At 61.2% G+C, this 20,208-nt stretch carries 9 protein-coding genes; 2 read left to right on the forward strand and 7 right to left on the reverse strand.

The window, feature by feature from the left end:
- The first annotated feature begins 48 nt into the window (after positions 1–48).
- Positions 49–4,122 carry a DNA-directed RNA polymerase subunit beta' gene (locus OZX75_RS00150; RefSeq protein WP_277146232.1) on the forward strand — a complete coding sequence of 1,358 codons (4,074 nt, stop codon included), beginning with the start codon at positions 49–51 and terminating at the stop codon, positions 4,120–4,122.
- 158 nt (positions 4,123–4,280) lie between these two features.
- Positions 4,281–4,877 carry an FHA domain-containing protein gene (locus OZX75_RS00155; RefSeq protein WP_277146233.1) on the forward strand — a complete coding sequence of 199 codons (597 nt, stop codon included), beginning with the start codon at positions 4,281–4,283 and terminating at the stop codon, positions 4,875–4,877.
- A gap of 168 nt (positions 4,878–5,045) precedes the next feature.
- On the opposite strand, the gene OZX75_RS00160 is transcribed toward OZX75_RS00155, so the two are convergent.
- From OZX75_RS00160 to OZX75_RS00190, 7 genes are all read right to left on the reverse strand, one after another.
- Positions 5,046–5,642, reverse strand: coding sequence for a variant leucine-rich repeat-containing protein (locus tag OZX75_RS00160; protein ID WP_277146234.1), 597 nt, complete (start codon positions 5,640–5,642; stop codon positions 5,046–5,048).
- Positions 5,643–5,799: 157 nt separating this feature from the next.
- Entirely contained in the window at positions 5,800–6,657 is an 858-nt protein-coding gene (locus OZX75_RS00165) for a PP2C family protein-serine/threonine phosphatase (protein WP_277146235.1), read from the reverse strand.
- Positions 6,658–6,659: 2 nt separating this feature from the next.
- Positions 6,660–9,428, reverse strand: a complete 2,769-nt coding sequence (locus tag OZX75_RS00170) for a transglutaminase TgpA family protein (RefSeq protein WP_277146236.1) — start codon at positions 9,426–9,428, stop codon at positions 6,660–6,662.
- Positions 9,425–10,711 (reverse strand): DUF58 domain-containing protein, encoded by a 1,287-nt coding sequence (locus OZX75_RS00175; protein ID WP_277146237.1) that lies wholly within the window; start codon positions 10,709–10,711, stop codon positions 9,425–9,427. The genes OZX75_RS00170 and OZX75_RS00175 overlap by 4 nt, the downstream gene beginning before the upstream one ends.
- 85 nt (positions 10,712–10,796) lie before the next feature.
- The gene (locus tag OZX75_RS00180) at positions 10,797–12,323 is read right to left on the reverse strand and encodes an AAA family ATPase (protein WP_277146238.1); all 1,527 of its coding nucleotides are present in this window, start codon (positions 12,321–12,323) and stop codon (positions 10,797–10,799) included.
- Between the two features lie 175 nt (positions 12,324–12,498).
- Positions 12,499–18,549, reverse strand: a complete 6,051-nt coding sequence (locus tag OZX75_RS00185) for an Ig-like domain-containing protein (RefSeq protein ID WP_525930296.1) — start codon at positions 18,547–18,549, stop codon at positions 12,499–12,501.
- 81 nt (positions 18,550–18,630) lie between these two features.
- On the reverse strand, positions 18,631–20,043 hold the full coding sequence (locus tag OZX75_RS00190; RefSeq protein WP_277146240.1) for a serine/threonine-protein kinase: 1,413 nt from the start codon (positions 20,041–20,043) through the stop codon (positions 18,631–18,633).
- Positions 20,044–20,208 lie beyond the last annotated feature (165 nt).

Raw genomic sequence — 20,208 nt, forward strand, 5'->3', positions numbered from 1 at the left:
GCCAGAAAATAATCGTGATTGTTATCAATTGGAAGACAGGACAACATAGTGCTGGACGTCAACGCATTTGACAAACTGAGGATCGGACTCGCCACTACCGAGGACATCCACAAGTGGAGCTACGGCGAAGTCAAGAAGCCGGAAACCATCAACTATAGAACTTTGAAGCCTGAGAAGGACGGCCTGTTCGGAGAGCAGATCTTCGGACCGACCCGTGACTGGGAGTGCGCCTGCGGCAAATACAAGCGCGTGCGTTTCAAGGGCATCGTCTGCGAACGCTGCGGCGTGGAGGTCACCAAATCCCGCGTCCGCCGTGAGCGCATGGGCCACATCGAACTGGCCGCACCGGTCACGCACATCTGGTTCTTCAAGGGTGTGCCGAGCCGTTTGGGCTATTTGCTCGACATCGCTCCGAAGGACCTCGAGAAGGTCATCTACTTCGCGGCCTATATGGTCACGAGCGTCGATGAGGCGCAGCGCCAGCAGGATCTGCCGGATCTGCAGGACGAATTCGACACCGAGATCGCGCAGCTTTCCAAGCGCCGCGACAACGAGATCGAGGAACGCGCCAAGAAGCTCGAAGCCGACATGGCCGAGCTCGAGGAGAGTGGCGAGGCCAAGGGCAGCGCCAAGTCCAAGATGCGCAACTCCGCCGAGCGCGAGATGGCGGCGATCCGTCAGCGCTACGACGATCAGGCACAGCGCTTGAACGCTGTATTCGACCGCTTCAAGACCCTGAAGCCGGGCGATATGGAAGGTGACGTCGACCTGTGGCAGGAAATGTGCGACCGCTACGGCGACTACTTCGAAGGCTCCATGGGTGCCGAGGCCATTCAGAAGCGCCTGCGCGACTTCGATCTTGAAGGTGCCGCCAAGCAGCTGCGCGAAGAGATCGACACCGGCTCCGGCCAGCGCAAGGCCCGTGCCCTGAAGCGTTTGAAGGTCGTCAACGCCTTCCTCACCACGGACAACAAGCCCGAGGCGATGGTGTTGAACGCGATCCCGGTCATTCCTCCGGACCTGCGCCCGATGGTGCAGCTCGACGGCGGCCGTTTCGCCACCTCCGATCTGAACGACCTCTATCGTCGCGTCATCAACCGCAACAACCGCTTGAAGAGGCTCATCGAACTCGGCGCACCCGAGATCATGCTCAACAACGAAAAGCGCATGCTGCAGGAAGCCGTCGACTCCCTGTTCGACAACGGCCGCCGCGGCCGCCCGGTCACCGGCGCCTCGAACCGTCCGCTGAAGTCCCTGAGCGATATGCTCAAGGGCAAGCAGGGCCGTTTCCGCCAGAACCTCTTGGGCAAGCGTGTGGATTATTCCGGCCGTTCCGTGATCGTCGTCGGTCCGTCGCTGCGTATGCACCAGTGCGGTCTGCCGAAGCCGATGGCACTGGAGCTTTTCAAGCCCTTCGTCATCAAGAAGCTCGTGGACCAGAACTACGCGCAGAACATGAAGAGCGCCAAGCGCTTGGTCGACCGTCAGGACTCGTCCGTCTGGGACGTGCTCGAAGACGTCATCAGCGAGCACCCGGTGCTCCTGAACCGTGCGCCTACGCTGCACAGGCTCGGCATCCAGGCCTTTGAGCCGATTCTGGTCGAGGGCAAGGCCATCCACCTGCCGCCGCTCGCCTGCGCCGCATTCAACGCGGACTTCGATGGCGACCAGATGGCAGTCCATCTTCCGCTGAGCGTCGAGGCACAGGCCGAGGCCCGCTCCTTGATGATGGCTTCCGACAACATCCTGAAGCCGGCGGACGGCCACACCGTCACGATGCCTTCTCAGGACATGATCCTGGGTCTCTACTTCCTTTCCACCGTGGTGGAAGGCGCCAAGGGCCAGGGCCGTGTGCTCGGCAGCCCCGAAGAGCTGCGTATGGCCGTCGATCGTCACGACGTCGACGTACAGGCCAAGGTGCTCGTGCGTCTGCCGAAGGATTTCGTGCTTCCCACTGATTGGGAGCCGGCCGAACTCAAGGTCGTGGACCCCGAGCCGGGCAGCCCGGACGTAGTCAAGGAAGAGCGTTTCAAGGACGGTTCCGTGCTCTTCGCCACTTCCTACGGCCGCTTGAAGTTCAATGAGACCCTGCCTGTCGACTATCCGTTCATCAACGAGCAGGTCGCCAAGGGCAAGCTCTCCGGCATCGTCGACGACATCGCCACGCGTTACTCCACCGCCCAGGTGGCCGCGACGCTGGACGCCCTGAAGGATCTCGGCTTCACCCGCGCTCCTTGGTCGGGCGTCACCATGTCCTTCTCCGACATCGTCGAGCCGCCGGAACGTCTTTCGATCATCCATGACTACGAAGGCCAGGCCGACAAGGTCAACGACCAGTACGACATGGGTCTGTTGACCGAAGAGGAACGCCGTCAGGAGCTCATCAACCTGTGGACCGAATGCACCGACAAGGTCGCCGACGCCATGCGCGATAACTTCAAGGACGACAACAACGTCAACATCATGGTGCAGTCCGGAGCCCGAGGCAACTGGATGCAGATTCGCCAGATCTCCGGTATGCGAGGACTCGTGGCGAACCCGAAGGGCGAGATCATCTCCCGCCCGGTCAAGTCCAACTACCGCGAAGGCCTCTCCGTCCTGGAGTACTTCATCTCCCAGCACGGCGCCCGCAAGGGTCTGGCCGACACGGCACTGCGTACCGCGGAATCCGGCTACCTCACCCGTCGTCTCGTGGACGTGGCCCAGGAGGTCATCGTACGCGAAGAGGATTGCGGCACCAAGCGCGGACTGACGATCAAGATCGCCGACCACGATGAGGACGGCAATCTCGTGCTTGTGCGTGCCGCTGACGGTGGCCCGTATTCGCGTCTGCTGGCCGAGGATGTCATCGACCCCAAGGACGGCAAGACCGTGCTCTACAAGCGTGGAGACGCCATGAGCATGGACGTTCTGCGCGATATGGTCGCCCACGGCGTCGAAGAGGTCAAGGCGCGCAGCGTCTTGACCTGCGAGTCCAAGCGCGGCGTGTGCGCGAAGTGCTACGGCTGGTCGCTGGCCACCAATCGCTTGGTGGATGTCGGCGAAGCCGTCGGTGTCGTCGCGGCACAGTCCATCGGCGAGCCTGGTACGCAGTTGACGCTTCGTTCCTTCCACTCCGGCGGCGTCGCTTCCGCTTCCGACATCACCCAGGGTCTTCCCCGTGTCACCGAGCTCTTCGAGGCGCGTACGCCTAAGGGCGAGGCGCCGATCACGGAATATCCCGGTACCGTCAAGGTCGAGGATTCCGATCACGGCCGTCAGGTCACGCTGACCCCGGACGATAGCACCATCGAGCCGATCACCTACCCGGTGACCCGTCGTGCGCCGCTCTTGGTCAAAGACGGCGACCACGTCGAGGTCGGCACTCAGCTGATCGAAGGCTCCGTCGATCCGAAGAAGATCCTTCGCATCCTTGGGCCCCGTGCGGCTCAGGTCAGTATCGTCGAGGGCGTGCACGACGTGTACCGCTCCCAGGGTGTGGATATCCACGACAAGCACCTCGAGGTCATCGTCCACCAGATGCTTCGCCGCATCACGGTCATTGATTCCGGTACCACGAACCTGCTGCCCGGCCAGTTGGTCGATCAGTCGAGGTTCCGTGACGCCAATATGCAGGCGGTCAAGGAGGGTGGCAAGCCCGCTGCCGGCCGTCCCGAAATGCTCGGCATCACCAAGGCGTCTCTGGCCACCGATTCCTGGCTGTCCGCCGCTTCGTTCCAGGAGACCACCCGTGTGCTTACGGAGGCCGCGCTGGAGCAGAAGTCCGACGAGCTCAAGGGCTTGAAGGAGAACGTCATCATCGGCAAGCTCATCCCTGCCGGCACCGGTCTGGCGCGTTACCGCAACGCGACGGTCGAGCCCGACAAGGCCATCCGCGACACCATCTACCCGAACTTCGGCTTGGGCGGCGACGCGTCCTCCGAGTTCGGCGAAGGCGGCATGGACGATATGGACTTCTCCAATATCGACTTCGGCGACCTGAAACTCGGCGACGACTTCAACCCCGATGACTTCCTCAACGATCAGGGCGGGGCCAGCGAGCTCGGTGGCGACACCGACTTCGGCATGGGCTCCGGCACCGACGCTGATGGCGGTTCGGACAATTCCGCCTCGCAAGCCTGAGTCGGTAGGCTTTAGAGCCTCAAAAAGCTAAACGGCTGTATTTGTCCCGATGCGTTACGGCGCACCGGGACAAATTCGTATCTGCCGTCGCTTTTGCCTCAGTGCGTCCGTGACCACAACAGCTGAAAATGTTGCGGTTCCGCGGTAATATGACAGATATGAGTAATTTGCCTTTTCCGCCGCCACCGGAGCTCGGTTGGTATGACGACGACGCCACAGTTGTATCCGCGACCACGGCCGATGAGCCTCAACAGGATTCAAGCGTAGTTCAGACTCCGCAGACGTTGGCCGACGAGGCCGCGCAGAAGCCTGCCGCGGACGCCTCGTGGACGTCTTCCGCCCCGCAGACCAACAGCGAGGGCGACATCGAGGACTGGGACGGGACGGTGCTGTCCACCGCTTTCATGTCCGAAAAGCCCAAGAAGCGCTATCGGCTGCACAACGACGCCACAGGTCAGGATATCGTTCTCGACAAGAGCGCCCTGCTCGGCCGCAATGTTTCGGCCACCGTGCCGGAAGGCGCGATGTCCATCAAGCTCGCCGACCCGACGCGTACGGTTTCGCGCAACCATGCCGCGGTCAGCTACGACAAGGACGGCACGTTGTGGCTTGAGGATTACGGCTCACTCAACGGCACGTATATCGTCACCGACGACCACGAGCAGCAGGTCAAGGACAGTCCTGTCCGGCTTTCGCCTCCCACGACGTTGCGTATCGGAGACCAGTTCTTCAAACTCACGGAGGACGAAGGCTGATCCATGCTTGCAGCGTGAAGCGGATTTCTGAAATTTAGGAAATACCCAGTAACGAATAATGTCCCGCTATCCGGCGAAAGGCTGGATAGCGGGACATTCGTTTTGTTCGATAGCGGTTATGAGACGGCTTGGATATGATCCGACGTATTGCCGTGCTCGTTGCTGCGTCTATTGCCGCGTGGCAAGAGCTGCGTCAATGGCGGGGTCGTGCAGCTGGGCAAGCCAGTTCAGCAGCTCCGGGTAGGTGTTGGGGTTGCGGGCGAGGCACGGGCGCAGCTCGGGGGCATATTGGGCGATGCTGGCGATGGTCATCTGGTCGGTGTTCGGGTCCAGGGCCTGCTCGGCGGTGTAGCCGTAGGCGTTGGTGGCGACGGGCGTCTCCTGGCCGGTGGCTGTAGCAGGTTGCGCCGCGTATTGGTTGGTGGCAGCCGGTTGCTGGGCATACTGATTGGCGGCGGCATACTGATCGCTTGCAGCCTGCTGGTCGGCGATATAAGGCATCGAAGCCTGTGCCGTAGCCTGTTGCGCCGGATCCTCTTGCGCGACGACACCCTGATCGGGAACCTCGAATCCCATGGATTTGAGCGTTTCACGGGCACGGTCGTCGCCGAACTGGGCCAGCCAGCGCTTCAGCCCCGGGTAGGCACGGGGGTTCGCGGCCACGTTCGCGCCGAAATCGGGGTTTTCGTAAGCGACTTTCGCCAGCATGACGGGGTCCGCTTCGGAATCCTGGACAATGGCGACGGCGGTATCGTAATCAACCATCTGCTTCACTTCTCTTTCTTATCGGATGAATCGCTCGGCGTTCATCGGCTTGTATTTCGATTATTTACTGCCTTATTGACAGATTATATTGGCTGGTTCCCGTTCTGTCGTCCCGGGCAGTATGCGGAAGATGTGGAAACCCGCGGATTGGCGCTATCTATGTATGCAGGCTGTCGAGGGTGACGTCCCCGATGGTCTCCAGCTCCTCTCCGTCGTCCAGCTTGCTGGCGTGCCAAGGCTCCTCGGTTGGCGTGTTCGGCCATACGTCGACCACGACGATGGTGATATTGTCGTTTCCGCCTGCGTGCAGGGCGGCCTGGATCAGTGCCTCGACGGCGCGTTGCGGGTCGGGGTTCGCCTGGCTGATCGCCGCGATTTTCTTGTCCGCGACCTCGGAATACAGCCCGTCCGAGCAGACGATGAATCGACCGCACGGCACTACCGCGTAGAAATCCGGCTTGATGCCCTGAGGGGCGCCGATGCACTGGGTGATGACGTTGCGCGGGATGGTGGCGTTGGCCATCTGCGGCGACATCAGACCGGAATCGATGGCCTGTTGACGCTGGGAATGGTCCTTGGTGATACGGCTGATCGAGGACGCAATGGCGTTGCCCCGAACGTCGAAGTCGAAATGATAGGTACGGGAATCACCGACGTTGATCACATACCAAAGCGGGGCCTGCTCGCCGCCGTCTTCGCCGGGGCGTGCGGGGAGGATGATGCCGGTGGCCGTCGTTCCGGCCACACCGCCCAAGTCATGACCCAGTTTGTAGACATCTTGTTGTGCGGCGTCCAAAGCGGATTCGATGATTTTGCGCGACCTCACCGGCTCGCCGGCGACGGACTTGAAGTGTTGTGCGGCAAGAGCGCTGGCACGTTCGCCGCCGACACCGCCGCCCATGCCGTCGCACACCACATAGACGCCGGGCTCGTTGACCCCGGTGTCTTGGTTGTTGCGTCGTTTTTTGCCGATATCGCTGCCCATGGCCGCACGAATGTGTGGGTGATCAGACATAATCAACGACCTTTCCGTGCGGTGGACTTGCGTTTTGCGTGCACATTAGCCAGTATAGACGCGTCTTTTGTCGTATTCGCCTTCGACGCCTTGCGTGACGACCTTTTGCCGGCTTTGGCCTTTGAAGTGTCTGCGGAACCTGTACGATTCGCGGCACCTGCGGCACTTGCCTTCTTGAATCGTTTGAGATTGAAGTGCGGCATATGCAGGACGCCCTTGAGTGAAAGCCGGGTGCGCAGACGACGCATGAGAGGCTGGTCGGCAAGGATGGCCTTGCGTATGGCCTTGACCCGCTTCCAATAATCCGCTGAGGCCGTCTCGTCGGGCTTCTTGCCGGAGAAAGCGACCCAGTCGGCCTCGCGCGAGAGCAGCCGGAGCTGGTCCATGTCAATCGAACGGCCCTTGAAGGTCTTCTTCTTTTGCGCTTTGGCTGCCTTCCTGGCTGCTTTTTCTGCGGCTTTTCGAGCCTTGGGGGTTGTGGCTTGTTCAGCCTCGGGGACCATGGTCGCGGCGTCGTTCGCTTCCTTGATCGCCGTGCCGATCTGGGCGGCCTGATGCCGGCGGGTGCCGGAGGTCTTGATGCCGCTCTGGTCGGCGAGCATGCCGATGGCCCTCCAGCCGGAGGCGATGCGCTGCCCGGAACTGCCGCGGCGGGCCATCACGGCCAGCTGGATGGCTTTGAGCAGAAGAATCAGAGCGCAGATGATGAGGATGATCCACACGGGGCTGCCGTAGACGGCGACCTTTTCGGTGATGGCCAGAATCTTCATCAGCGTGGCGTTGCCGTTCTGATCGCCGGCATCCGCGCCGTCGAGCGAGGACTGGTCGCGGGCCTGGTTCTGGTCGTGCAGCGGATCGACCAGCGGCACCGGCGGTTGACGGACGAGGGTCTTCGGGTTCGGAGGCGTCAGGTCCTGGTTCTTGTTCGGGACCTTCGTCTCCTTGGGTGTGGGATAGAAGGGAACCCAGCCGTAATCCTTGAAGTCGATCTCGACCCAGGCCTCGATGTCGTTGCCGGTGAAATCGGTCTGTGTCTTGCCGTTCCTGCCGTGCGAGGTGCGGGACTTGGAGATATTGCCGTCCTTGTCCTTCGGCACGAAGCCGAGCACCACGCGCGAGGGGAGGTTCAGCTCTCTGGCCATCATCGCCATCGCCGAGGCATATTGCTCGCTGTCGCCGACCATCGCGGTGCCGCCGAGCATGGAGTCGATGCGGAAGTTGCCGTGGCCGGGCAGCGAAGGATAATCGCCGGCGAGACCGTGCGAGAACCAGCCCTTGGTCTTCAACGCCGTAGCCAGCGTCTGCGCGGTCGCGCCGTCGCTGGACTGTTTGCCGGTCAGTGCCGGGGCAAGCTTGCTGGCACTGTCGGGGATGTCCTTCGCCGCAGGTTGTGTAATACGCTGAGCGTGGGCGTGAGTCACTTGTTGCTGGACCGGTACTTCGGGGATGATACCGGATTCGGTATAGGTCTGTCCGCCAAGTGGTGTATTCGGCACGATTGCGGAATCGGTGCCCATGTTGTAGTAGAAATTCTCGCCGTTCAAGCCGACTGACGTTGCGGCGCCCGCCAACGGCAGCCATTGCTCGGAGAAGCCTTTGTGGACCTTGAAGGTGGCCTTGAAATGCTGGCCTTGCGCGGTGTTGGCGATGCCGCTGCCAACCTTGCGATAATCCGAGGAATCGCTGGCGTCGCTGGAATCCGAAAGGTTCCAGACATTGCCGTCGAAGCGGTCCATGACGGCCAGACGCACCGGCGTGCCGGCAGGGAGTCCGGAGACCGAAAGCAGCGTTTCCTTTTTGTGGTATTTGACGTAGGAGCGCATATCGCTCAGCGGGCTCGTGTATTGGTGCGGGTCGAGCGGCGGGTTGTAGCGGTCGCGCAGGGTCAGGCGATGCTGGGGGACGATGAGGGTCGCGCCGATCGCCAGGCCGACGGCGAGGACGATGATGATGATCATGCTCACCGGCCGGCGGATATCGAAGGACTGCCAGCGCCAGGCGAGCCAGATGACCAGTGCCAGCATGGCGATGATGCCGCAGACCGGGCGCAACGTGCCGTAGGCGGTGCCCAGAAGCGCGCTGACCGCAAGGTTCAGCGCCAACGGGAAGACCGTGATGAGGTTCAATTTGGAACTTACCGAAACCGCGAAAACGCCTGCGAGGAACGCCGTCCAGAGGTTCAGCGTCCACAGCGCCATCAGACTGCCGTTGGCGGACCCGAGCGGGGGAATGACGGCGATGACGTATTTGAACGAGCCGAAGGTCTGCGTGAAGCCCTGACTTAAAGTATCGAGACTCGGCACGATATGCGCGATGGTCGTGTCATTCAGCGCGATGACGGGGCCGACGAGGAACTGGGAAAGCACCAGGAAGACGATCTGCCACCAGAGTTTGAGCGCTGGATTGACGCCGGCCAAGGCGATCAGCGCGCCGAGCAGCGCTGCCGGAACGGCTGTGAAAGCCCAAGTCAGAACGTTGCCGTAGACGTCGATGAGATTGGCGGAATTGAGGCAAATCGCGACCAGGACGAGCAGGGCTCCGATGGAGGCGGTGGCCCAGGGACGGCGTACGGCCACGAATATCTGGCGTTGGCCGTCGCTGGTCGCGGTCAACGCGATCGGTGCCCGGGTCGTGCTCGCCCATGTGCCGGTGGTGTTGGTCGTGCCACTCGTGCCGGTGAAATCGGGCAGGGAAGCCGCAGCCGACGCAGTGGTGTTTGATTGGTCTGCAGAAGTATTGAAGGTGTTGCTCATAGGGTTGTTGCCGCTCATTTCAGCGCCTCCATGATCAGAGGCAGGTCGTCGAGCGCCGAAAGCGTGGCCAGGGTGAAGTCGTCGTATTGGTGGATGGCGTTGCCGGCGATGGGGTCGATCTGCAGCATCACGCAGATGGATTCTCGGCTCAGCGCGGCGGCGATGCGACGGAGGCGTTCAAGTCTGGCGCCCGATCCTACCACGAAGAAATAGAAGGAGGCGCCGGGGCTTGTTTTCAGCGTGGCAACGGCGAGGTTCGGGTTTTCGTCCATATCGGGCTTGACCCCGCTCATCCAGTCGAGGAACGGCATTGCCCCGTGCGGGATCAGGGAATTGTCGGCGGCCTGGACGGCCAGCGGGCGGTCTTCGACAAGGCATTCGGTGCCGATTGAGGAGGCGACGCTCACGGCGAGCTCGAACTCGTCTTCGGTCGAGTAATCGGTCGGGTTGACGCCGAGGGTGATGGAAGTATCGGTACGTTTGGTCGCCTCGTACTGCCGGACCATCAAGGTGCCGGTTTTCGCCGAGGAAAGCCAGTGGACGTTACGCATGTCGTCGCCGGGACGGTATTCGCGCAGGCCGTAGAAATCGAGGTCGTCGTCGACCACCTGGCCGGAAGGGCTGCCCTCGAGGTCGCGGAAAATGCCGGAATCGAGCGTGTTGAGGAAAACGGTTTTCGGGTGGATATAGACCTTCGCGGACTGGGAAAGCGATTGCTCGTGACGTACGATGCCGAAGGGGTCGCCCTTGCTGATTTTCAGCGGACCCACGTCAAGGACCGCGCGTGAGGTGGCACGGAACTCGACCTGTTCGTCTTTGACCTTGCCGGGGGCCAAAGCGGGGATGCGGAAGCGCTGATGCATCTCGCCCATCGGCAGGTCTCCCTGAACGCCTACGGTCGGGCTTTTGCCGGGGTTGGAGACGTTGACATCGACCTTGACGCTATCACCTACGGTAATACGGTTATCTGAAACGGATAACGCCGCGTGGAATTTCGTGTTGCCAAGCGACATGGCGATGCCGAGTGCCAGCATGACCAGACCGACGATGCCGCAGACCAGCAGCTCATGCCATCCCAACGCCGGGAATGCCGAGAGGCAGACCACGGCGATGCCCGTCACCGACCAGCCGAGCGGTGAAACGTAGGCGGTAAGCCATTCGGGCAGCTTCTTGCGCAAACCGGCTGCTTGATGCCGCACTTTGAGCGTGAGGTGCGCAAAACGGGTGTTGCCTTGTATCAGGCTGGGCTTACGGCCTTTGAAGCCGCGATGGCTTTTTCGTCCGCGGGTGCCTACCGCCATGGTCCCGTTTCGGGCGGATACGGGGAAACCGGGTGGCGTTGTAGGCGTTTGGTGTCGGGTTTTGGAAAAATGCATGGCGTTACTTTCAGACTCCCATGGCAGGTGCCGGAACGGATTCGAGGATTTCGGCGATGATCTGTTCGGCGGTTTCGCCCTTGAACGCGGTTTCGGCGTTCAGGATGATGCGGTGGGCGAGCACCGGCACGGCGAGGTCCTGCACATCGTCGGGGAGCACGTAGTCGCGCGCGTCGGCGGCGGCCCAGATGCGTGCGCAGCGGGTCAGGGCCAGCGCGCCACGCATGGAGGAACCCACGCGAAGCTTCTCGCTGAGTCTGGTGGCCTCGATCAGACGTTCGATGTATTCGAGGATTCGTTCGTCGACGCGCACGTCCTTGGCGGTCTTGCGCAGCCTGATGATGTCGTCGCCGCTCAGGACGGCGGAAACGGTGTTGGCGCGGTCGGTGATGTCGATGTCTTTGAGGATGCTGATCGATACGTCGTGGCCGGGCGCGCCCACGGAGGTCTTGATCAGGAAGCGGTCCATCTGGGCCTCGGGCAGCTTGTAGGTGCCGAGTTGTTCCAGCGGGTTCTGCGTGGCGATGACGATGAAGGGCTGCGGCATTTCGTAGGTCTTGCCGTCGACGGTGGTCTTCTGCTCTTCCATGACTTCCAGCAGCGCGGACTGGGTCTTCGGCGAGGCGCGGTTGATCTCGTCGGCCAGCACGATTGAGGCGAAGATCGGGCCCTCGCGGAACTCGAATTCGCCGGATTTCTGGTCGTAGAAGGTCACGCCGACCACGTCGCTGGGCAGCAGGTCAGGGGTGAACTGGATGCGCTTGAACGAGGTGTCGATGGAATTGGCCAGGCCTCGGGCGAGCTGCGTCTTGCCGGTGCCCGGGTTGTCTTCCAGCAGCACGTGGCCGCCGACCATCAGGGCCGTGACGCACAGTTTGATGGGTTCGGGTTTGCCGACGACGACCTTGCCGATGTTGTCGACCAGCGCGTCGAAGGAACGCTTGAAGTCGAGGATGGAGTCGCTGGGCGGCGCGATGATGTTGGAAACCGGCGAGGCCGAGGCGTATGGGGCCGAAAGCGACTCCGGGCTGACGGAAGGTTCAGAGGAGGCCTGTGGGCTTACGCTGCTGGTCGAAGTGGCGGCTGCTGGAGACGTATATGACGTCGAGGGCGCGGATGCGGTGTTCCGGCCGGCCGGTGCGGCGGCTGCGGGTTGCTGGGCATAGGCGTTGCCGGTGTAATCGTTGACGTTTGCGCCTGCGTTGTCGGACACGTTCGAACTGCCTGGATTTTCGGCGGGAATGGCCGGTGATTCGGTGTTGCCGTTGGACGCCGAGGTGCTCAGCACGGTTTCCTCGGAGATGGCTTCGCCTTCACCGAGACCATTAAGGGAACCGAGTACGGTACTGTCGTCGCTTGGATCGGTGGCGGTGTGCTTGGCTTTCGACTTGCCTTTGGACTTCGAGCGTTTCGGCAGCGAGGGGAACGCGCTTTTGCCGCTGTTCGTGGTGTCGTCGGCGGCGCCGAATGTCGACAGATGCGTGGCATCCGAAATCTCCGTCTCATCGTTTGACGGTTCTGCCTTGTGCGTGCTCATAGATTCTCCTTTATGATTGCCGGATGAGCCGATTGATGGGTACTGATGTATGGATTGTTACTGATGTATGGGTTGATTTTGCCGTGGTACTTTTCGGGTGCGCGAATGTTGCCGTGCAAAGGCATGGCCGATTTTGCGGCAACGTCGTTCGTTTCGTTCGTTTTCCTGGTCGTGATCATCGCGTCACTTCCTGTTGTTTGGCTGCGGCAGCGAGATTACGCTGGATGACCATCCTCTGCAGGGTGGGGAAGTAGTCGACGAGGCTCTGCGATTCGGCGGATTTGTCTTCACCTTCGCCTTTGTCCGTATCGTCGTTTCCCGTGGTTGTGCTCTTGCGTGTTTTTTGCAGGCTCATTGAGCCGCTGCTCTTGCTGGCATTGTATTTGTCCGGTTCATGGATGCTGTTGTCGGCTGTAATCCTGACTTCCCAGGAATAGCTTGCGTTGGTGCTGGGGTAATCTGCAGGAACCTTACAGGGTGTGCCGGAGCCGGCTTTCCACCCATCGCAAGGCAGATCATTTTTACCTGAAACGTGAATGATCAGCTGTGAGGTGCCGTGGCCATAATCCGTCACTTTGCCGCCGGTCGCGTCGATGACATTCGGATCCGTGTCGGACCATGACAGCGTCGGCAATTCGTCGACCTTTGCCGGTTCGGAATCATATACGTCGTCCGATGAGGCCGTGGTTGCTGTTCCGTCGGCACCGTTCAATGTCTCCACCACACTAATCGGCGGGCATGTGTCCCAAGGCTTGATGGAAGCGTACGGTACTGGGCTTGTTTTCCCTACGTCTGAGCCATTGAGCTTGAACGAACTGTATTTTCCGTTGCCCGTAATGTAGGCGTTGCAACTCGCCCCGTCCCTTTTGATGCTGACAGTCGGCGTCTGAATGTCGTAGGCGGGAATGATCGAGGTTTCGGCGCTGACCGTCTTCGCCGACTTCTTCGGATGGACCGTGATTTTCAGGGATTGGGTCTTCTTGTATTGGCTATCGTTCAAAGTGACCGTATCATCCAGATCGGTACAGCTGAGCGTAGGCGAGATATCACCTGATGTCTCAATGGAACCGCAACTTGCATGATGCATGTCGCCCAAGATGACCGAAACCTTGACTTTGTCGCTGTTCGGCGTCTGGGACATGGACACACTCGGTGAATCGGGATCGCCCCAAGCGTTGTTGTTGCCGGCTGAAGCGACCTCGCTCGTCGGTCCGTCTCCTGCCCGGTTATGGCCGCGTACGGTGGCGGTGAACGTTGAATTGTCGGTGGTTTCCCCGTTGGTGAGTTCAAAGGTCTGGCTCAAGCCGCTCGTGTGCTTGACCTTGCCGTTCATGGTCACGGTGTAATCGTCGGGCTTGGTGCCGGTGTAGCTGGGTGCGTCCCAGCTGACGGTGACCTTCTGGTAGTCGCCCTTGACCTTGATACCCTTGGGTGCGTCGGGCACCTTGTCGGGCATGGCGTCGACCTTGTTCGACGGCTTCGACCAACCGGCCTCGTTCTTGGCCTTGACACTGAAGCTGTAGGTCTTGCCGTTGGTCAGGCCGGTGACGTTGCAGGTGGTCACGGCGCCGCACGACTTGCTCTGGCCGTCGTAATCGACCTCGTAGTCGCTGATGGGGCTGCCGTTGGCCGAGCCGGGTGTCCAGCTCAGGTTGACCGCGCCGTCGGCGGGCTGGCCGGCGACCGGAGAGAGCAGCGGCGGGGCGGGCTTGTCGATCACCGAGATGGTGATGGTGGCGCTGACCTCGCGTTCCTTGGTCTTGGTGGCGTCCTGGACGTTGACCACCACGGTGTTCGACGAAGCGCCGATGTCGGCGGCGGCGTGGATGCCGATAGAACCCTTCGAGCCGCAGTCGACCTTGAGTTTCGAGGTGTCGTCGGCCTGGCAGCTCACCACGGTCAGCGACTTGTCGGGGAACGGGTTGAAGGCGCCGTCGAGGACATTGACGGTGGTGGAATCTCCGGCGTTCATCCGCTTGGACACCCCGGAGATCTTGGCGAGCGGCCGTGTGGATTGCACCACTTGCGCCGTAATTCCCGCGGAAACGGTTCCGGCGGAATATTTGATGGTGATCGGGATGCTCGACATCGATCCGACGGTGGCGTCGGTCGGCGCCTTGACGGTGAGCTTGCCGTTGGAGCTCAGATGAGACTCGATGGCTCCGGATGCCGCGCCGCCGGAATAGGTGTAGTCCTTTTCATCCTCGTCCAGGCCGCTGGGGGCGTGGGTCAGGGCCGTCAGATCGATGGTCTTGGCGTCCTCGCCTGCCGCGACGCTGATGGTGGAGGAGGAGAAGGTCGGCGGCGGCACGTTGCGGCCGATGACGGTGATGGGCAACGTCAGCACGGATGAATTGATGATCCTGGCCTGCTTGGAGCCGTTCTTGTCTTTGCTGTTGTCTCGTTTGCCGTCGGAGACCGTGAAGGTGATGGAGGCCGGGCCCGCATAGTCCCTGGGCGCGGTGAACTTCATGGTCTGGTCGTTGACGTAGTAATCCGAATTGGCGCTCTTGGTGGCGCTGATCGAATCCTTGTCGACGTAAGCGGTCTTACCGGGACCTACGCGCACGTAATCCGCGAGATTGATATTGACGCTGCGCTTCGCGTTGACCCTTATCGGCGGTGCCTTCGGGCGCAGCATCGGCGGGAAGACGCCGTACTGCGGCACCTGTACGAAGGCGGTGGAAGTGACGTGATAGGTGGTGTTCGTCACCGTGTAGGGCACGCTTCTGGCCTCGTCGGTCAGATCGATGGTCACCGTGGTGGATTTCGCGCCGCCTTTGAGATGGGCGTGGTCGGTGGCTGTGGGGTCGATGTCGACCTTGAGCTCTTGGGTGGTGCCGGAGGGGTTGGCGATCCATTGCGAGAGATCGACGTCGACGGATTTCTTGTCGAGCGTCGCTGCGGAGGGGACGCGGTAATCGTAGGCGGTCGGCGGTTCGATGGACGCGTTCGGATCGGTGACCACGGTCAATGTGGCCGTGTCGGAAAGGCCGGCTTTGTCATGCACAGTGTAGACGATGTATGACGTTCCTGCGGTAGCCGGGGTCTTGAAGGAGATCATGTTGTCGGCGACGCTGGCGCCGGTGATGCCTTGCGCCTGGAGGTTTTTGTCGACGCTCAGGTCGGTGTTGTCGCCGGAGATGTCGTTCTGCGCCACCGGTACGTTGGCTTCGGTATTGGGCCGCAGCGTCACCTGGTCGTCGCGCGCGTATACGCCGGAATCCGAGGTGCCCTTGTAGACGCCCACGCGGATCTGGGCCTGGGCTCGCTGGCCGGTCCAGTCCTCGACGGCGTAGGAGAAGGTATCGGTTCCTGAGGAATCGCCATAGGCCTCATAGACCATATAGTTGGCGCCGACCTCATCGATGCGTCCCATCTTCGGCGATTTGTCGCCGAGGCCGAGCAGGGTGTCGTCGTCGCCGTCGGTGTCGATGCCCGTTAAGGTGATGGGGATACGCACCTTCTGGCCGGCGGCCACCTGCGCCTGCGCATCCTGCGGGGTGGGGGCGGGCTTGTTGTTGGCGTCCTTGGCGTGCACCGTGATGGTGATGACGCCGGAGGCCGCGTTGCCGAGATTGTCGCGCACGGTGTAGGTCACCGGATAGACGCCGGGGGTGTTCGAGGCCTGGTAACGCACGTTGTCTCCGGAGACGAAGACCAGGCCCTTGAAGGTCTTCTTGCTGAACTGCAGGGAATTCTGCAGCTTCACCGTGGTGCCGTCGGCGTGGGAGACGTGGTCGATCACATCGACGCTGACGATGCCGCCCGTGCGCACGTTTGCGGTGATATTGGCGGCTTTCGGGGCCGCGTTGGCGGTGGTCAGGGCCGGTGGCTGCAGGACTATCGTACCTCGGGTCGAGCCGGACGCGTTGGCCACGGTGTAGGTGAGACGCACGGGCTTGGTAGGAATCTGCCGGGCGGTCATATAGACGCGCTTATGCGCCACCAGGCCGGTTTTGATGCCGAGCTTCGGGTCGACGTTGACGGAGGTGACGGAAAGTACCCCGCCCATCGGATCGGTGTCGTTGTTCAGCGGTTCCACGATGGCGGTGCGGTCCGCTCCCAGAAGGGCCACGTCATTGGCGGCAACGGGCTTGGCCGATTGGCCGGCCACCGGCTGTACCTCCATACGTGCCAGCCCTTGCGCCTCGATGCTGCCTTGGCTGATGGTGTAAGGAACGTAATACGTTCCAGGGTTGCTGGCTTTGAAGGTGAAGGAAAGGTCGGAGGAATTGGTCGAAGTCGTGGTGCCGGTCGGGGTGTTGACCGCGGAAAGCACCGGTGGCTGCGCGCTGGTGCCGTGGACGTATTGTTTGAGCTCGACGGTGGTGGAGGTGTCGGGCGTGGTGTTCTTGGTCACTGCGTCGATCAGGGCCGGCAGCGTATTCGCGGGGCGTATCGAGAAATAGATGAGTCCGGTTCCGGTATGTTGTCCGTCGGAGACGGTGACTTCCACGCCCACGCGGCCACCGGTCAGCGACCCGGTGTTGAAGACGAGCTGGCCATCGGCGCGGGTGGAGATGGCGACCTGGTCGTTGTTCTGCGCCACGGCGGAGACCAGTGTCATCGCGTCGCCTTCGGGATCGGTGAAGCTGCCCAAGGCGTTCACGGTGAAGGTGGCTCCCTGCTCGACGTCGTATTCGGGAGGGGTGTCGGTTTGGGCCGGAGGCTGGTTGGCCGTGCTGCCGGTGATGTTGAGGTTGACCGTGGCGGAGCTGGACTGCCCGCGTCCGTCGTTGATCTCATAAGTGAAGCTTGTCTTGCCTGCGGTGGCGCCGGTTGTGTCGAGCTGCAGATAGCGTCCGGAATAGATGGGGGCCACGGTGATGCCCGCACCGGAAACGGGGCCGACTTTGGTGATGTGCAGCACCGAGCAGTCGCTCTGTTCGTCGTTGCGCAGCACATCGAGAATCTGCTGATCGCCCACGCGTGCGCCGAAATTGTCGTCCTCGGCCTTGATCTCGCCGGATTTGGCGGAGCACGTTGGCTTGAACTGTGTCTGATTGTTGGCGGAGTCGGAGTTCTTCTGCTGGTTGGTGGTCTTCTTGGTCTCGATTTGACGCCACTGAATCTTGATGACCTTGTTGGACTGGTCGGGGTTCCACACGTTGCCGTTGGTCACGTCGTTCAGGACCACGAGACGATGGTTGGTGCGGAAGACGAGCTGAGAGGTGGGGGAAATGGATTGCAGGGTCTGCCATTGCGCCTTGGAAGTGCTGCCCTGGTTCGCGTCGGCCGCGCCGTCGGCGGAGCACAGGCGGATATAGTTGTGCGCCTGCTGCGACCACGCCGCATACACGCAGCCCTTGGATGAGACCGGCTGCGCGGCTTCGGCCGTGCCTTTGCTCATAAACGCGGCGGTTTTGTTGCCATGTTTGAAATCGATCGTGAAGACGCCGTTTCGTGCGCTTGCCGCCACCCAGTCGCCTTGGGCGTCGTCGACGGCCGGGGCCTGCAAGCTCACCGGTCCGCGCGAATCGATCTGCGCGCTGCCGCCTTGCCACATGATGTTCTGTTTGACGGCGATGACGGGGCGGTCGCCGATGACGGTGAAGCTGTCGGCGTTGGTCTGCTTGCCTCCGGTGATGGATTTGAGCGTTTTCGGGGTACTGTGCGCGTCGTCCATTTTGAGGACAGTTCCGTCGGCCGGCCGGTATCCGTATACCGCGCCGTTGCGGTCGAGAGCAAGCAGTCCATGGGCTCCGAGCTGCATCTGCGGGGCCGAGGTCTTGGGGGTGACGGAATCGAGGTTATTGGAATCGCCGACCCACACGTTGCCGGTCTTATGGTTCAAAAACGCCGCGGTGGCCCCACCGATGAAGGTCGAAGTGGAATTGCGGACCTCGGCCTTGCCGTGGATGCCGAGGTTCGAAGCGACGATGCCTTGCGCCTTCGCTGCGTCGGACAGGATCACGTCGTCGTTGTGCTGGCTGACGTCGAAGGCCGGGGTGGTCGGCGCGACGGCCCCGTTGGCCTGTTGCAGCTTGACGTTGAAACGCGCGGCCTTGCGGTCCTTCAAGGAGGTGACCCAGACCGTGCCGTCGTCGAGGTGGACGTGGGTGCGGGTCAGGGTGTTGATGATGATGGCTCCGGCCACGATGCCCAGCAGCAATAGCAGCACGAGTACCGGTGTGAGCCAGCGGCGGTTCGTCTGAGAGTTCAGGCGTCTCAAGGCAAGACGAACACTGTGCTCACCTTGTGGTTTACGGGATGCCTTCATCAGCTGCTTCCTTACTCTTCCTTTGGACGGTCTTGGACGACCGACCTAAAATCTTGTCTCTCTTGTTCGCCCGGTGTTGCCTGCTTATTGTTTGGTGGCCGCACAGGCCATCGTAGGGCTTGCGGACATGCGTCCGTCGGCTCTTACGATACTCACTTGGATACAGGTCTGGGGGTTGCCGCTGGCCACGTTCAACGTGACCTTGGGGTCTTTGACGATGGAGGTCTGGGTGCCCGGCGCGGCTGATCCGTCTTGGACTTCCGACCAGGCGTAGGTGTCTCCGGCTTTCGGTGCGGGGTTGCTCCATGTGAAGGTGACGTTTTGGCCGTCCGAGGCTCCCGCGAGGTTCGTGGCCTGCGGAACCGCCGCTCCCGCGTCCTCTTTGGTGATGTCATCCTTTTGGGCGTCGTCGGTGCCGTTCTTCTTGTTTTCCTTGGTATTGTCGGAATCGTGACCTTTTGAACGCGTCGTCTGCATCGTATCGACCTGCGTGCGCTCGTCCGATTGTTTGGAATCCATATGAGGTATCACCGCAAAAACGAAGACAGCCGCGACGACGGCCACGGCGGCCAACGCAGTAATGGCGATGACCAGCGGTTTCTTCGAACGTTTCCGCTTCGGTACCGCCACTTTCGCGCCGAAACGACCCTTGCCCGATTGCGGCATCGTATGATGCGCGGGGAATTCGTCGCAACCCTCCGCCACAAACGGCGTCATGTTGAGCCCGCAGGTCTCCTGTGCCTCTTGCAGGGCGCGGCCGAACTGCTGCGCCGAAAGGTAACGGGCGTCCGGATCCTTGCTCATCGCCTTCAAAAGGATCTGTTCGATTTGCCTGGGTACATTCTCGATGGCGTTTTTCGGCAGTCGGTCCGAGACGATATGCTGTGCCAGCTCGTTTTGCGTACGCGGGTGGAAGGCGTATTCAAAGGGCGATTTGCCGACCAGAAGGCCGTACAGCGTGGCCGCCAGCGAGTAGATGTCGGAGGTCTCGGTGCCGCCGCCTTTGCCGGTCAGCACTTCCGGCGGCGCCCACGGCACGGAGAAGCCGGTGCGTGATTTCGACTCGTAGATGCTCGTCGAGATGCCGAAATCGGAAAGGGCCGGCTGCCCCGCGGAAGTGATGAGGATATTGGCCGGTTTGATGTCGCGGTGGACGATGCCGTGTCGGTGCGCGGTCTGCAAGGCCCCCGTAAGCTTTACCCCGAGGTCGAGCATCTCGGCGACGGTGAGCCTGCGGTTGCGCATGATTTCCTTGTAGGAGCCGTGCGGCGCGTATTCGAGGACGAGGTACGGCAGGTGCGTTGCGCCGGTCAGTCCTGAGCCGTAAATGGAAACGATGTAGGGATGGGCCGAAAACTTGGCCATGATCTTCGCTTCTTTTTCGAACGCTTCGTCGAAATTCCGGTCCTGCCTGGACTTTCCTACTTTGACGGCGACCTCGCGGTTGAGGTTGTGTTGACGATAGAGATACACGTCGGCCGTGGAACCGGATCCCAATTCCCGGATAAAATCACAATCTGGTATCGTCGGCGCCATCGCGACCTTTCTCCTATTCAACGTTCGCAAAGAGACTGTCTGTATTTTAGCTTGTAAGGCGAACTTTGCATAGCTCGATTATTTATTTGCTCGTTAGAGAAGCAGTTCGTCTTTTTGCTGCTGGTA

The sequence above is a fragment of the Bifidobacterium sp. ESL0800 genome, from assembly GCF_029395355.1.
Classification (GTDB): Bacteria; Actinomycetota; Actinomycetes; order Actinomycetales; family Bifidobacteriaceae; genus Bifidobacterium.